At 68.7% G+C, this 14,915-nt stretch carries 12 protein-coding genes; 5 read left to right on the top strand and 7 right to left on the bottom strand.

The window, feature by feature from the left end; all coding sequences use genetic code 11:
* Window positions 1-444 precede the first annotated feature (444 nt).
* The gene (locus ACIPTO_RS21555; protein ID WP_401194565.1) at window positions 445-1,854 is read left to right on the top strand and encodes a diacylglycerol/lipid kinase family protein; all 1,410 of its coding nucleotides are present in this window, start codon (window positions 445-447) and stop codon (window positions 1,852-1,854) included.
* Window positions 1,847-2,473 carry a phosphatase PAP2 family protein gene (locus tag ACIPTO_RS21550; RefSeq protein ID WP_366315179.1) on the top strand — a complete coding sequence of 209 codons (627 nt, stop codon included), beginning with the start codon at window positions 1,847-1,849 and terminating at the stop codon, window positions 2,471-2,473. Before ACIPTO_RS21555 ends, ACIPTO_RS21550 begins: the two co-directional genes overlap by 8 nt.
* A 153-nt stretch (window positions 2,474-2,626) precedes the next feature.
* On the opposite strand, the gene ACIPTO_RS21545 is transcribed toward ACIPTO_RS21550, so the two are convergent.
* Window positions 2,627-4,393 carry a DUF4157 domain-containing protein gene (locus ACIPTO_RS21545; RefSeq protein ID WP_401194562.1) on the bottom strand — a complete coding sequence of 589 codons (1,767 nt, stop codon included), beginning with the start codon at window positions 4,391-4,393 and terminating at the stop codon, window positions 2,627-2,629.
* A gap of 899 nt (window positions 4,394-5,292) precedes the next feature.
* Between ACIPTO_RS21545 and ACIPTO_RS21540 the strand changes: the two genes are divergently transcribed.
* Window positions 5,293-8,067 (top strand): lectin, encoded by a 2,775-nt coding sequence (locus ACIPTO_RS21540; protein ID WP_401194559.1) that lies wholly within the window; start codon window positions 5,293-5,295, stop codon window positions 8,065-8,067.
* Between the two features lie 144 nt (window positions 8,068-8,211).
* On the opposite strand, the gene ACIPTO_RS21535 is transcribed toward ACIPTO_RS21540, so the two are convergent.
* From ACIPTO_RS21535 to ACIPTO_RS21520, 4 genes are all read right to left on the bottom strand, one after another.
* Window positions 8,212-8,901 (bottom strand): type 1 glutamine amidotransferase domain-containing protein, encoded by a 690-nt coding sequence (locus ACIPTO_RS21535; RefSeq protein ID WP_401194557.1) that lies wholly within the window; start codon window positions 8,899-8,901, stop codon window positions 8,212-8,214.
* Window positions 8,902-9,091: 190 nt separating this feature from the next.
* Window positions 9,092-9,679 (bottom strand): TetR/AcrR family transcriptional regulator, encoded by a 588-nt coding sequence (locus ACIPTO_RS21530; RefSeq protein WP_401194555.1) that lies wholly within the window; start codon window positions 9,677-9,679, stop codon window positions 9,092-9,094.
* An 85-nt stretch (window positions 9,680-9,764) separates the two neighbouring features.
* The gene (locus ACIPTO_RS21525) at window positions 9,765-10,601 is read right to left on the bottom strand and encodes an alpha/beta hydrolase (protein ID WP_366315171.1); all 837 of its coding nucleotides are present in this window, start codon (window positions 10,599-10,601) and stop codon (window positions 9,765-9,767) included.
* A gap of 340 nt (window positions 10,602-10,941) precedes the next feature.
* A complete protein-coding gene (locus ACIPTO_RS21520) occupies window positions 10,942-11,418 on the bottom strand; it encodes a hypothetical protein (RefSeq protein ID WP_401194552.1) in 477 nt (158 codons plus the stop codon).
* 301 nt (window positions 11,419-11,719) lie between these two features.
* Here ACIPTO_RS21520 and ACIPTO_RS21515 point away from each other — a divergent pair, with 301 nt between their 5' ends.
* Complete coding sequence (locus ACIPTO_RS21515) at window positions 11,720-12,109, top strand: VOC family protein (RefSeq protein WP_401194549.1); 390 nt, start codon at window positions 11,720-11,722, stop codon at window positions 12,107-12,109.
* Window positions 12,110-12,185: 76 nt separating this feature from the next.
* Here the strand turns inward: ACIPTO_RS21515 and ACIPTO_RS21510 are convergent, their stop codons facing one another.
* Window positions 12,186-12,539 carry a winged helix-turn-helix transcriptional regulator gene (locus tag ACIPTO_RS21510; RefSeq protein ID WP_401194547.1) on the bottom strand — a complete coding sequence of 118 codons (354 nt, stop codon included), beginning with the start codon at window positions 12,537-12,539 and terminating at the stop codon, window positions 12,186-12,188.
* Window positions 12,540-12,681: 142 nt separating this feature from the next.
* On the opposite strand from ACIPTO_RS21510, the gene ACIPTO_RS21505 reads away from it, so the two are divergent.
* Window positions 12,682-12,993 carry an EthD family reductase gene (locus ACIPTO_RS21505; protein WP_401194545.1) on the top strand — a complete coding sequence of 104 codons (312 nt, stop codon included), beginning with the start codon at window positions 12,682-12,684 and terminating at the stop codon, window positions 12,991-12,993.
* Between the two features lie 147 nt (window positions 12,994-13,140).
* On the opposite strand, the gene ACIPTO_RS21500 is transcribed toward ACIPTO_RS21505, so the two are convergent.
* Window positions 13,141-14,802 (bottom strand): ricin-type beta-trefoil lectin domain protein, encoded by a 1,662-nt coding sequence (locus ACIPTO_RS21500; protein ID WP_401194543.1) that lies wholly within the window; start codon window positions 14,800-14,802, stop codon window positions 13,141-13,143.
* Between the last annotated feature and the right edge of the window lie 113 nt (window positions 14,803-14,915).

Raw genomic sequence — 14,915 nt, 5'->3', positions numbered from 1 at the left:
GCCATGACAAGGTGATCTATCAGGGTTGGAGCCAACAATCCAGCCCCCGCGCATCCTTCGCTTCGGCGGTGCCGGAGCGCCAGGCGCGTGCTCCTTCCGCGCGGCGGTGATGCCGGCCGCCGACCATGCCCGGTCCGCCGGATACGGAGGCCTCGTACGCTCCCGGTCCGGCGGAGCGGAGCGTCGGAACCGGTGTCCGCCCGGGCCGGCGCGACCCGGCCTGTACCCTTGATCCACTCTGCGATGCACGGTGTCAAGGCTCCGTCGACCACCGATGGGCGTGAGGAGACGGGGTGGCGGACAGGGACAGCGACGTCGGGGAGGACGGGGCCGGACACACCGCGTACGTCCCACGCACACTGACAGGAACCGCCGGAGCGACGGGCAGACGCAGTGCCCGCCGCGTCGGCGGGCGTCCGCCTCAGCCATGACGGGGAAGAGACATTGAACGAGACCGGAACGACGCGCGAGACGAGATCCCAGAGGCCCGACACGGGTCTCGGATGGGCCAGAGCCCTGGCCCGCCTCGCCCTGCTGTGCATCGCGGGAGCGGTGGCCGCGGTAGTGATCGGCACCCACCACTGGTTCATCCTGCTGCTGGGACTGGCGGGCCTCGGACTGGCCGCCGCGGGCCTGTGGTGGGCGTTGGCGCACCGCGGACTCGCCCGGTTCCTCAGTGCCCTGCTGGCGATCACCGCACCCATCGGCGTCCTCGTGCTGTACGCCGTGTCGGGACTGTGGCTGGTCGCGGTCGTCGCCCTCGCGGCGTGGACGGCTGCGCTCGGCTGCGCGAGGAGTGCCCTGCGTCGGCTGCGCAAGCCGCACGGCATGCACACCCGCACGGTGCGCGCGCCCCGCCGGGCCGTGCTCATCATGAATCCTAAGTCGGGGGGCGGGAAGGTCGGGCAGTACGGACTCGTCGAGAAGGCCGAGGCGCTGGGCGCACGGGTGATCCTCCTCGACCTGGACACGGATCCGGATCCCGTCGCGCTGGCCCGGCAGGCGGTCGCCGAGGGAGCGGACCTGCTCGGTGTCGCCGGCGGCGACGGCACCCAGGCCCTGGTGGCAGGAGTGGCCGCCGAACACGGCCTGCCGTTCATGGTCGTGACAGCGGGCACCCGCAACCACTTCGCCATGGACCTCGGCCTGGACCGGGACGATCCGGTGAACAGCCTGGAGGCGCTCTCGGACGGTGTGGAACTCCGCGTGGACCTCGGGGACATCTCCGGCAGGCCGTTCGTCAACACCGCCTCGTTCGGAACCTACGCGCACATCGTGCAGAGCCCCGACTACCGCGACGCCAAAGCGGCCACGGCGCTCGACCAGTTGCCGGACCTGCTGGCGGGTGAGGCGGGCGCCGAACTCAATGCCCGTACCGACGCGGAGCAGTTGGAGACCCCACAGGCCGTGCTGGTCAGCAACAACCCCTACGCACGGGCCGACCCGCTGACCGGCGGCCGCAGGGAACGGCTCGACACGGGCGCGCTCGGCGTGATCGCGGTCCGCGTCGGAGGCGCGGTACAGGCAGCCGAACTGGCGTTGCTGGGGGAGCGGGCCAGCGGCATCACGACCCTGACGTCCCGCAGCGTCACCGTCGAGGCCGATGAGGAGACCATCCCGGTGGCCGTCGATGGCGAGGCGCTCCTCCTGCCGCCGCCCGTGGTGTGCACGATACGGCCGGGCGCACTGCGCGTGCGCGTGCCCCGGGAACGTCCGGGGGCGCCGTACGTCGCACCGGCCGTCGACTGGTACCGCGTCGTACGCCTCGCCTTCGACCGCTCGCCGTACGGCATGGAGAGCCACGACCGAGCAGCCCCCGCACACGACAAGGACCAGGAGCAGAGCGATGATTGACCACCACCCTCGGCAGCAACGAGTACCGCAGGGCCTGTTGCGAGATCTCGCCAGCCTCGACCATGTCCTCTACGAGGCCGTCACGGTCACCAGCACACCCGCACTCGACTCGGCGCTGCGCCGGCTGTCCGCCGCGGCCGATCACTCCAAGATCTCTCTCCTGATCGCCGCCACCCTGGCGCTGCGCCCCGGCCGCTCCCGCCGCGCCGCGGTGCTCGGCGTCGCGGCGATCGGCGTCGCGTCCACCACCGCCAACCTGCTCGGCAAGCGTCTCGTACGACGGCCACGCCCGCACCGCGCCGAGGACTCGCCCTTCCCGGGCCGCCATGTCCCCATGCCCGCGTCCGCGTCCTTCCCCTCCGGCCACACGGCCTCGGCCGTCGCCTTCGCCGCGGCTGTGGGGCCCGTGTTCCCGGCCGTCACGGTCCCGCTCGGCCTGCTGGCCTGCGCCGTGGGCTACTCGCGCGTTCACACCGGGGTGCACTACCCGGGCGACGTCATCGCCGGCGCCGTCCTCGGAACGGGCGCTGCCGCCGCCGTCCTCGCGACGGCAGCCCACTGGGACGGCCCGGGCGGCCGAAGTGCCGGTGTCCGGATGTGTGGAGCCGCCACTCGGTGACGGGCCGTGGTCCGGGCGCGTGACTCTCCCTGTCCCGAGAAGGCGCCCTGGACAGTGCCCATCAATGACCCGGAGATGCGCCGGGACGGTTGTGCCGCCATCCCCGTGCACAACCGTCCCGGCGCATACCGCGATCCCGGCGGTGACGTCCTCTCAGCCGCGCAGCGTGATGGTGAGTTTCGCACCGAGAAGGCTTGTGTTGGAACCGGCCCAGAGCTCGTGCCAGGTCTGGTTGGTCTGCTGTCCGTACATCCTGAAGTACCAGAGAGGGTCGTCCTTGCTCTTGGTGTCCATGCTGTCGGAGTGCTGTTCTCGGGCGTAGTTCTCCATGGTGATGTAGTCGCTTCCGCTGACGGCGACGACACCTCCGAAGTGGTAGTCCATGAAATTGCCGCCCGTTCCCGCGGCTCGGGCCTGCCTCCGGGTGCGGTCCTGCTCCTCGTTCGGTGACGCGGTGACAACCATCGCGTCGTTCACCCTGGGCATGGCGGCATGCTCGTTGGCCTCCAACTCCGCGAGCACCTGTTCCGCCTTTCTGGGGTTCTTCCTGACCCACTCCTGGAACCTGTCACTCATCTTGAAGGTGACCGCGTTGAACTCATCGACGTCACCCGAGTCAACAGCCTTCTGGTACCGGCCGAGCCACTTCTTCTTTCCCTCCATGCGGTGGAGGAATTTCTCGACCGTGGTCCAGTACGGGGCGTCCACCGCATACTTCATGCTGCTTTTGCCCGTGACGAACTCGACCATTTCGTTGCAGCGCTGCGGAGTGCCGACTTCCAGCCCCTTGGGCTTCCGTCCGTCCTTCTCCGTGCGCATCTCCGGCTCGACCTCCCACAGGGTCTTCCCGCCACCGGAGGCTTCGAAGACCAGGGACCGGCCGGTCTTCGACAGCAGGATGTGCCCGCCGAGCCGCCCATTGGACGCGGAGATCTGGGAATCGGATGCGAAGAAACTCTTTGGTTCGACCCCTCCACCGGCGTACGGCGCGGCGAGTTCGAAGGAGTCCGACACGGCAAGGGGGACCGAACCGGCGTACACCAAGTGGGGCTTGGGCGGTGCGTCCTTGGAGCGCTCGTCGAACCAGCTTCCACTCGCGTTGGTGTCCTGGGACACGAAGAACGAGTCCGAGTCCGGCTCCTTCTTCGGGTAGTCCGTTTCTCCGGGACGGACGACTTTGTACCGCTGGACGGCTGCACCGTTCCCGTGATGATCTCCGCCGCATCCGTCCTGAGCGTCGTGCGCCGGCCGGTGCTCTCTCTCCGCTGTCCCGGCGGTGGCTCGTTGTACGGGCGGCGGACCGCTCATCACCTGATCGGCCTTCGCGTCCGCGCGACGTTCACCGTCGTCGTTCGGGTGGGAGATGCGCACCCCGGCGCCGTTGTCCTTACCCGGTACGGACCCCTGCTGCTGTTCCTCCCAATGAGCCAGTTCGTGAGCCCAGGTGTGGGAGTTCATGTCCCCTCCGTCCACGATGTGCGGACCGCTCACGAACGCCTTGGCGTCCAGCACCGCCGCCGCCTCGCGTGCCACCGAGTTGTCGTGAACGACCACCCCGCTGAAGTCGGCTCCCCCGAACCGGCCCTCCATCTCACTGCGCAGACCGCTTTCCATCGGCTTGCCAGGAGACGAGAGTGCCCGTTCGACGGCCGCCCGCTGCACCTGGGCATGGTGGGCGGTGGGATCGCTCTCCTGCCGGGCGGCGGAGCCCGAGGCGTAACGCTGAAGATGCCGTATCCAAGCCCCTGTCAGCGGTGCCGCGTTGGGCCGGACTGCGGATCTGCCCCGTGTTTGTTCCGACGCGTGGGAACGGTCGTGGTCGAAAGATTGCACGGGACCTCCTGCCAACAGCGCTGTCCGTCCACAGTTATCACCGACATGGCGTGTATGGCTTGCCCGTAGGTGCACATCTCGGGGCACGATCGCGCCTCCTCCTGGCCCCCGAGAACCGCCGCCGCTCCACTGAGTGACAGCCCAACCGCGCCGGTTTGCTCTTCCGGCCCGGGACGGCAGACTTGGTTCGCTCCACCTATCGAAAAGGACGTGGTTGATGTCCGACGAGCCGCGGCGCGAGGCGTGCGAGGCAGCGGAGACATTCCGCGGGGAACCAGAGGACGGGAATGCCCAGGCGGTCGTGAGCCGGACGATCGCGCGAACCGCACCGGAAAGCGCCATGCGCGACCAACTCGCGCATCTTCAACGCACGGCAGGGAACGCCGCCGTCGGCCGACTTCTGACGCCGCCGACCCCGAAGTAGCCCTACGGAGACGGCGGAAGCCCCTCGGCCGCGCCGAACTCCGCTTCACCCGCCTACCGCGAACTCCCGTGCGCGGATGGGTATCTGGTCCCTCGGGCGGTCTCCTGCGACCGTCCCGTCGGAGGCCGGCGGGAGGTGCGGGCAGGCGGTTTCGGTGCACGCGCGGTCCGCCTCGCCGACGCCACGTCCGGTGAGATGAGCGGCTGCCGCCGGTGAGACGTGACGTGACCGTGCTGCCAGGCCCCTCTGCCTGGCGGCCGGCACTGCCTCTTGCGCAAGGCGTTGACATGCCCCTGCCCTGTAGCTAGCTTCACGGGCAGTTCTCGCCCCTGCTTCAGGGGCCTGTTCGTGGATCCGCATCGCCAGGCGCCGTGTTCAGACGATGCGACAACGTTGTCAACCCGACTGTCGATCAAGGGAGTTCCGTGCTTCGCGTGAAGACAACGTTGTCAGTTTTCAAGTTCGGTTCCAGCACCCGCTCCACTTCCACTTTCACTTCCAGCTCCAGTTCCCGGTCCAGTTCGAGATCCAACTCCCGCTTCCGAGTAGAGGAGAAACCCCCGTGACACGACTGTCGAGACCTCCCGGAACGGCCGCGATCGGTCTGTTCGCGGCCGCGGCGCTGGCCATGGCCGGGCTGTGCGCACCCGCGTGGGCGGCCGGAAGGGCGGCGCTCGTGGCGTCGCCGGCCAGCGTGGTCAACCCGTTCATCGGTACGTCGAACCAGGCCAACGACTTCCCCGGAGCCGACGTGCCGTTCGGCATGGTGCAGTGGAGCCCCGACACGACGTCGCGGCCTCCCGGCGGCGGTTACGAGTACAACGACTCGTCCATCACTGGCTTCAGCCTCACGCACATCGCCGGGCCGGGCTGCGGAGCGGCGGGAGACATACCCGTGCTGCCGACTACCGGCACGGTCAACACCGGCGCCACGGTGGCGTTCTCGCACGCCAACGAAACGGCGTCCGCGGGCTCGTACAAGGTCGGCCTGAACAACCAGGTGACCACCGAGCTGACCACCACGGCCCGCAGCGGGATGGCGCGCTTCACCTTCCCCTCGACCAGCCAGGCCAACCTGATCTTCAAGTTGACGAGCAGTCAGAACGGCGCTTCGTCAACGCAGTTCACCAAGGTCTCGAACACCGAGGTGAGCGGGCAGGTCACCAGCGGGCGCTTCTGCGGCGCCGGGAACACGTACACCGTGTACTTCGACATGGTCTTCGACCAGCCGTTCGCCTCCCAGGGAAGCTCGGTCGCCAAGGCGTCGGCCGCCACCCCCGCGAAGCCCCGCACGGCGTCGAAGAACGCGGCCGAGCAGCCCAACAAGCCCGTGCTCCACGGAACTACGCCGACCGCCGCGGCCCCGAAGACCACCAAGAGCAGCGCCTCGCCTGAGGCCGCCGCCTCCAACGGCTACGTCACCTTCAACACCACGAGCAACCCGGTGGTGCAGGCCAAGGTCGGCGTCTCCTACGTCTCGGTGGCCAACGCGACCGCCAACCGGGCGGCCGAGAACACCGGTTGGGACTTCAACGCGACCCGCACCGCAGCCCAGGACGCCTGGAACAGCGCACTGGGCAAGATACAGATCGCGGGCGGAACGGCCGCGCAGCAGCAGACCTTCTACACCGCGCTCTACCACTCGCTCCTGCACCCGAACATCATCAGCGACACCAACGGCCAGTACTACGGCTTCGACGGCAGGACCCACACCGTGGACGCCGGCCACAAGGCCGCCTACGCCAACTACTCCGGCTGGGACATCTACCGCTCGCAGGCGCAGCTCGAAGCGCTGGTCGCACCCCAAGTCGCCTCGGACACGGCCCAGTCGATGGTCGACGACTACGCCCAGACCGGGATCTTCCCCAAGTGGTCCGAGAACAACGGCGAGTCGTACGTGATGGTCGGAGATCCGGCGGACGGCATCATCGCCGACTACTACGCCTTCGGCGCCCGGGACTTCGACGCCACGACCGCGCTCGCCGACATGGTCAAGCAGGCCAGCACGACCAACAACGACCGGCCGGGCCTCAACTACCTGAACTCACCGGGGTACATGCCGCACGACGGCAGCTACGGATGCTGCAACTTCTACGGCCCCGTGGCCACCACGCTGGAGTACAACACCGCCGACTTCGCGCTCTCCGCGATGGCCGGGGCGCTCGGCGACACCGGCAACCAGAAGACGTACGCCAATCGCGCCCAGGACTGGCGCAACGTGCTCAACCCGGCCTCCGGCTTCGTCGAGCCGCGCAACGCGAGCGGCTCCTGGACCGGCGGCTTCGACCCCACCAGCGGCACCGACATGGTCGAGGCCGACTCCTGGATCTACACCGGGATGATCCCGTTCAACATCGGCGGCCTCGCACGCGCCAAGGGCGGCAACACGGCGATGAGCCACTACCTGGACACGGTGCTCCGCAGCTACACGGGCGCCAACGGGTACGCGTGGGTCGGCAACGAACCCAGCATCGAACTCCCTTGGGAGTACGACTACATCGGGCAGCCCTACAAGACCCAGAGCACTGTACGGTCGATCCAGCAGCAGATCTGGGCGAACACCCCGGGCGGGCTGGCCGACGGCAACGACGACCTGGGCGCGATGAGCGCCTGGTACGTGTGGTCCGCGCTCGGCATGTTCCCCGAGACCCCTGGGACCGCCGATCTCGCCCTGGGATCCCCGGTGTTCACCCAGGCCGTGATCACCCTGCCGTCCGGCAAGACGCTGACGATCAACGGCAACGGAGCCGCCGACAACGCCCCCTACGTCCAGTCCGCCACATGGAACGGCTCCGCCTGGAACAACGCCTACGCCCCCACGTCCGCGATCACCGCGGGCGGCACCCTGACCTACACGCTCGGCACCAGCGCCAACACCTCGTGGGCGACGGCCGCGTCCGCCGCTCCGCCCTCCTACGCCGGTGACACCACCGCTCCGGCTTCACCCCGCATCGGCCCCATCACCTCGGGGGTGTCGTCCAACCTGTGCGTGGACGACGCGAACTCCTCCACCACGGACGGCAGCCACGTCCAGATCTGGACCTGCAACAGCACCTACGCCCAGGACTGGATCATCGCGGGCGACGGCACGGTCCGGAGCCTGGGCAAATGCCTGGACGCCGACCACAGCGGGACCACCAACGGCACCCTTGTCCAGCTCTGGACGTGCAACGGCAGCGGAGCCCAGCAGTGGACCGCGGGCACCAACGGCTCCTTGGTCAACCCCGAGTCCAAGCTGTGCCTGGACGACCCCAACTCCACGACGACGACCGGTACTCAGCTCCAGCTCTACACCTGCAACGGCTCGGCAGCCCAGAACTGGAAGCTGCCGGCCTGAACCACGGATCCGGGTCGCCCGGCAGCACCGGGCGACCCGGATCCTCGCCAGTGGTCTTTGGAGCGGTGCTGCCGGGCCGGAGCCATACAGGCGTCCGGCCCGGCAGTGTCGTAGAGCCGCTCGCGCGGCGCTGTGACGGGGCGTCTACTGCCCGGCCTTGGTGGCGAGTTCGATGAGCGCGTCGGCGGTCGGGCCGGAGGAGGCGGGGTTCTGCCCGGTGATCAGCAGGCCGTCCCGGAGGACGTACGGTGCCCAGTCGGCGCCCTTGGAGTAGTCGCCGCCGAGCCGGACGAGCTCGTCCTCGACCAGGAAGGGGACCACCTTGGTGAGTTGGACCCCCTCTTCCTCGCTGTTGGTGAATCCGGTGACCTTCTTGCCGCGCACCAGCGGAGTGCCGTCCTCGTTGACCGCGTGGCGCAGGACGCCGGGGGCGTGGCAGACCAGAGCGAGCGGCTTGCCGGTGCGCAGGGTGGTCTCGATCAGCCGGATCGAGGCGGGGTCCTCGGCCAGGTCCCACAGCGGGCCGTGGCCGCCGGGGTAGAAGACGGTGTCGAAGTCGTCGGCGGAGACGGAGTCGAGGCGGACGGTGTGGGCGAGAGCGTCCATGGCCTCGGGGTCGGCCTCGAAGCGCCGGGTCTCGTCGGTCTGGCTGGCCGGCTCGTTGCTCTTGGGGTCCAGCGGAGGCTGACCGCCCTTGGGCGAGGCGAGCACGAGGTCGAAGCCGGCGTCCTTGAACCGGTAGTAGGGGGCGGCCAGTTCCTCCAGCCAGAAGCCGGTCTTCTTGCCGGTGTCGCCGAGTTCGTCGTGCGAGGTGAGGACGATGAGGACCTTCATGAGTGCTGCTCCTTCGCGTGTTCAACCGGTCTACCGGTCAACTCGTGGAATCAGTAGACCGGTCGTCTCTTGGTGTCCGTCAGGATCTCCCCGCGTGGCCGCGGTGTGATCCGATGAGTGGTGTCAGGTGTCAGGTGTCGCGCCTGGCGGTACCTGGTGCCGGGCGTGCTGCGGGTGCGGCCCCGGAGGGCTACACGTGCAGGAGCCGGCGGGTGACGGTCATCGCGGTGTCCAGGGCGCCGATGTCCCGGTGGATCTTGGCCATGACACTGGCGCCGAGCCACATGTCGTAGAGGACCTGTGCCGTGGTGCGGGCCCCGTCGTCGACCGAGAGGGAGCCGTCCTGCACACCGGCGGCGATCGTGCGTTCCAGGCGGTCGACTATGGCGGTGGTGCCGTCCTTCAGGGCGAGCCGCATCGACTCCGACAGGTCGGCGACCTCGGCGCCGAGCTTCACGGCCAGGCACTTGCCCTGGCACTCGTCGAGGCTCTGCGTGTCGCGCCAGCTCTGCCAGTAGTTCAGCAGCCGCTGCGCGGAGGTCGCGCCCGGCTCGGCGAGGATGCGGTCCATGTCGGCCAGGTAGTCCGTGAAGTAGGACTGCATCATCGCCTCGCCGAAGGCGTCCTTGGAGCCGAAGTAGTGATAGAAGGACCCCTTGGGCACCCCGGCGGCGGACAGGACTTCGTTGATCCCTACCGCGGCGAAGCCCTTGCGGGACATGATCCGCTGAGCTGTGTCGAGGATGCTGCGGCGGGTGTCGCCCTGAGTGACTGCCATGCGGTCAGCCTAACGCTGAATAGACCGGTCGTCTAATGGGCGTCGGTGATCAATGGCCGATGGTCAGTAGTCCGTGGTCAGTGTGTCAGCGGCCGAGGAAGTCGAGGAGGATGTCGTTGACCTCGGCGGTGTGGGTGGTGAGGAGGCCGTGGGGGGCGCCTTCGATCTCGACGTACCGCGCGCTGGGCAGCGCCTTGGCGAAGCGTCGTCCGGCCGCGTCGATGGGCAGCGTGCGGTCGGCGGTCCCGTGCACGATCAGCGCCGGTACGTCGATGCGGGGGATGTCGGCGCGGAAGTCGGTGGGCCAGCTCAGGGGCGCGGCAGCCGAGGCGATGGCGCCGGCGCCGGTCGCGATGTTCCAGGCGTTGCGCACGGCTTCCTCGCTCACCCGGGTGCCGAGGTTCTCGTCGAGGTTGAAGAAGTCGTTGTAGAAGCCGGTGAAGAAGGCGTAGCGGTCCTTGGCCACCGCGTCGGAGACGCCCTGGAAGAAGGAGAGCGGGGCGGCGCCGTCCGGGTTGTCGTCCGTGATCGCGAGGAAGGGCTCCAGCGAGGACAGGAAGACGGCCTTGTCGACGCGGGCGGAACCGTAGGCGGACAGGTAGCGGGCCACCTCTCCGGTGCCCATGGAGAACCCGACGAGGACCGCGTCGCGCAGGTCGAGGGTCTCCATGAGGGTGTTCAGGTCGGAGGCGAAGGTGTCGTAGTCGTAACCGGTCGCGGGCTGGCTGGATTTGCCGAAGCCGCGCCGGTCGTAGGTGATGACGCGGTTGCCGGCGGCCAGCAGTGCCGGGATCTGTCCCTCCCAGGAGGTGCCGTCCAGCGGGTAGCCGTGAATCAGCACGACCGGTCGGCCCGTTCCCTTGTCCTCGTAGTACAGCTCGATGTCGGTGCTGTTCTCCGTGCCGACCTTGATGCGTCCCATGATGCTTGCTCCTTGGAGGAGGGGGCGGGGGTGTTGTGTGGCGTCGGTCCGTTGTGCCGTTGTGCCGTCCCGATGTCGAGGACTATACGACCGGTCTACTCGGGGCGTCAATGTGCGCCGATGTGGCCGGAAGGGACGCGGGGCCGCCTTGGGAGAAGGGGGATGGAGGGCCGCAGATCCGTCGGTCGGTGTCGTGCGCGGTTGCCCGGCGCGTGGCGGAATCCCGCGGTGGGTGGTGGCCGGGTGGCGGCAGACAGCGGAGATGCCGCAGGAACGTGACTGATCGTCAGATCGGTCGGTTCCTGCGGCATCCGGAACGAGTCACTCACTCACGGCAGGCTCAGCTGAAGACGAAGGGCCCGGGCGACTGGGCCGCGCTCGACGTACAGGTGACGGAGATGCCGAAGATGACCATCTTCAGCGAGCCCTTGAAGAAGTCCAGCGAGTCGCCGACGGCGACGGTGCCGGGAAGCGGGCCGACGGTGACCGCGCCGCCCGCGGGGATGGCCGGATTCACGGTGCCGCTGAAGACTCGGCTGGCGCCCGTGGAGTTGGCCATGGTGAGCGTCGAGCTGATGGAGTTCGCCGACAGGGCGAGCGGTGTGGTGATGGCCGTGGAGCTGAGGGTGATGGTGGCCGAAGTGCTGCTGGTCTGCGTCGCGGTCAGTGTGGCCGCGCCGCCGCCGAAGATGCCGCAGGAGGCGGTGATGCTGGCGGAGCCTGGGGTGACGGCGGCCGATGCGGTGGGCGCGAGGGCCAGCGTCGTGGCTGCGATGACGCCGGCCGCGAGTGCCGCACCTGTGGTTAATCTCTTCATGGGGATCGTGTTCCCTTCCCATTGGTGGGAGTGCCATGTGTGGGATGGCGACCCCGGGCCGGGTGGGTGCGGGCACACTGCGGGGGATCGAATCTGACGGTCCGTCGGAACTTACGCTCCCCATTGATACGGCAGAGACACGGAACGGCATAGTTGAGATCTGGCCGACTGTGTACGGGGGGTGTGCGGCGGACACGCGTACTGCTGCGGCAGCCCCTCTTGGACGCCGTGCCCTGCTCGACGGCGTGGCGCAAGCGAGCCGCCGCCGAGCGGCTCTGGGGCCGCTTGAGAGGATGGGCGCATGGCGGACTCACCTATGCGGATCAACGCGCTCATCGTCGATGCCGCGGACCCTGAGCGGCTCGCCGCGTTCTGGTCCGAACTGCTGGGAAGGCCGGTCGTGGCGCGGATGGGCCCGTACGTCTGGCTGCGGCGGGAGGACGGTCTGGGGCTGGGTTTTCAGCGGACCGATGAGCCCACGTCGGGCAAGAACCGGATGCACTTCGACATCACCTCTCCCGATCCCGCTGCCGAGCAGCAGCGGGTCGAGATGCTCGGCGGTCGCAGGCTGGAGCAGTACGCCGACGGCGGGTTCCTGGTGATGGCGGACCCGGAGGGCAATGAGTTCTGCGTCATCCCTGAGGGTCCCTTCGAACTCGACGACGAAGGGTGCGCGGACTACCTCGGCTGAGGGCGGCGGTGGCGGTCGCGCCCTTGCGGGCGACACGTCGGCTTCCGGAGCGTCGGCGAGGGTCGGTGAGGGTCCTTCACGGGACTGGTTTTTCGCTGTCCTCGTCCAGGGCCGAGGCCCACGTGTCGGACCAGCGGGCGAGCGGGCGCAATGCCTGGTGGACGCCGTGGCCCAGCTCGGTGAGCGTGTAGGTCGTGTCCGGCTGCTGGGCGACGAGGCGGGCGTCTAGAAGCTCGGTCAGCCGTTGCCGCAGGACGCTGGAGGACATGTTGTCGCAGCGCTGCTGCAACGCGCGGAACCCGACCGGCCCGTGCTGCAACTCCCAGACGATGCGCAGGTTCCAGCGACGGCCGAACAGGTCGAGCGCGGCCATGAGGGGGCGCCCGGTACTCGATCCGCGCACCGGCTTGCCCGGTCTGGGCATCGTCATCGGCTGCGCCACCCCTCTCGCCCTCCCGCTGCTTCGATTTCCGATACAGTACCGTCCCGCGTACTGATTCTCATTTCGAAGCGGCTGGGACTGGGGTGTTCCCGACGCGCTGTGCCCGCCCACTGCTCAACGGAGCTCTGTCATGCACAAGTTGGTGGTCCTGTACCCCGAACCCGCCGATCCCGAGCACTTCCGCCACTACTACGTGACCAACCACCTCCCGCTGGTCACCCGCATGCCCGGCCTGCTCGCGTGCCGCTACAGCTTCGACGTGACGGCGACGCAAGGACCGTCGCCGTACTTCGCGGTCTTCGAGGCCGAGTTCGCCGACGCCACCGCGCTGACCGCGGCACGGGCGTCGGCGCAGGGCCGTCAGGTGGCCGCCGACGCCGCCAACTACGCCACCGGCGGTGCGGTCGTCATCGACTACCCCGTGCGGGACGGACTTGGGTGAGCGCGCTGAGCGGTGGCCGGCGGCGGTCCGAACTGCGCGCTCGTGGGCGGCAGTTCGGAACACCGGGGTGTGTGGGCGTGCTCATAGCGGCGGACAGCCCGCCACGGAAGGAATCCCCCTCCCCCCCCGTAGGGAGGGGGATCGATGTCATGCCAGGGAGAATTTCTGGGCGCCGGAGCTGTTGCAGTCCCAGATCTGGAGGCGGGTGCCGTTGGCGGTGGCACCGGACGGTGAGTCGATGCATCGGCCGGTGGTCGGGTTGGACATCGAGCCGTCGGCGTTGACCACCCAGTTCTGGTAGCCGCCGCCGTTGCACGTGGCGAGCTGGAGTTTGGTGCCGGCCGCGTTCACGCCGCCCGCGATGTCCAGGCACTTGCCCAGCGTGCGCAGGGTCTGGCCGTTCCAGGTCCACTTCTGGTCGAGCGAGGTGGACTGCTGGCAGTCCCACAGCTGTACGGCCGTGCCGTCGCCGCCGGTGTCGTCACCCGCGACGTCCACGCACTTGCCGCCCGGTCCGTAGATCGGGGTGCCGATGGCGAACTTCTGGGCGTCGGCACCGTTGCAGTCCCAGATCTGGAGGCGGGTGCCGTTGGCGGTGGCACCCGACGGGGAGTCGATGCACCGGCCGCTGGTCGGATTGCGGAGCGAGCCGTCGGTCTGCCGCACCCAGTTCTGGTAGCCGCCGCTGTTGCAGGTGGCGAGCTGCAGCTTTGTCCCCGCGGCGCTGTTCCCGCCGGCGATGTCCAGGCATTTGCCGAGGGTCTGCAGGGTCTGGCCGCTCCAGGTCCAGTGCTGGTCCTTGGCCGCCGACTGGCAGTCCCACAGCTGTACGGCGGTGCCGTCACCGCCGGTGTCGTCGCCCGATACGTCGACGCACTTGCCGCCGGGGCCGGTGATCGTCTGGCCGGTCACCGAACCGCCGCCGCCTCCGGAGCCGGGCGCCTTGTTGTAGACGGCCACCGAGTCGACGACCAGTTTTCCGCCGGAGACCGTGGCCGCGTTCGGACCGCCGCCGAACGCGTCCGGGAATCCGCCGCCGATCGCCAGGTCGTAGATGATGAAGAAGGGGTGGTCGACCGCGTCGGCCCAGGTCGTCGCGTCCACCTGGTTCGCGTTGACGGTGAAGAAGTTGTTCCCGTCGAGGTAGAACCTGATCTGCTCCGGCGACACCGAGCGGTCGATCTCCGCCGCGTAGTCGTGGAAACCGGTCTGGCAGCCGGAGCAGGCGCGTTCACCCGAGCCGATGCCCGTCGACTCGTTGCACGGGCCGCCCGGGTTCACGCCGCAGTGCAGGGTGCTGAAGTCGGAGCTGCGGCCGTTGATGTCCTCCATGATGTCGATCTCGCCGGACTTCGGCCAGGTCACGCCGTCACGCAGCGGCGCACCGAGCATCCAGAACGCCGGCCAGTAACCCGCGCCGTTGGCGGTGGTGACGTTGGGCTGCTGGAGGACGGACTCGATACGTACGACGCCGCCGGCCGGCGCACCGAAGCCCGCCGACTGGGTCTCCACGCGGCCGGAGGTCCATCCGCTGCGCGCGTCGGAACCCGAGTGCAGGGCCTGGAGCACCAGGTGGCCCTGGCCGTCGTAGTAGACGTTCGAGGTACTGCTGGTCATGGTCTCGATCTCGCCGGTGCCGAAGTTGCTGCCGGGGCCGGTGTCGTACTTCCACAGGCTCTGGTCGATGCCGGTGCCGGACGCGCCGTTGAAGTCGTCGCTCCAGGTGAGCGTGAAGCCCGACGGTGTCGGGGGTACCGCGGCCTGGGCGGCCGGTGCCGTCGTGGTGAGGCTGGCCGCCACGGTCGCCACGACGACGGGAATCAGAGTCAGGGCTCTCTTCCATCCGCCGCGCCGTGATCTTGCAGAGAGCAGGTGCATCTGTCTTACCTCCGAGGAACAGACAGGATCGCGCTGGTTGGCTG

This window comes from Streptomyces sp. NPDC090083 (assembly GCF_044747445.1).
Classification (GTDB): domain Bacteria; phylum Actinomycetota; class Actinomycetes; order Streptomycetales; family Streptomycetaceae; genus Streptomyces.
This window is presented reverse-complemented; position numbering and strand designations above follow the sequence as displayed.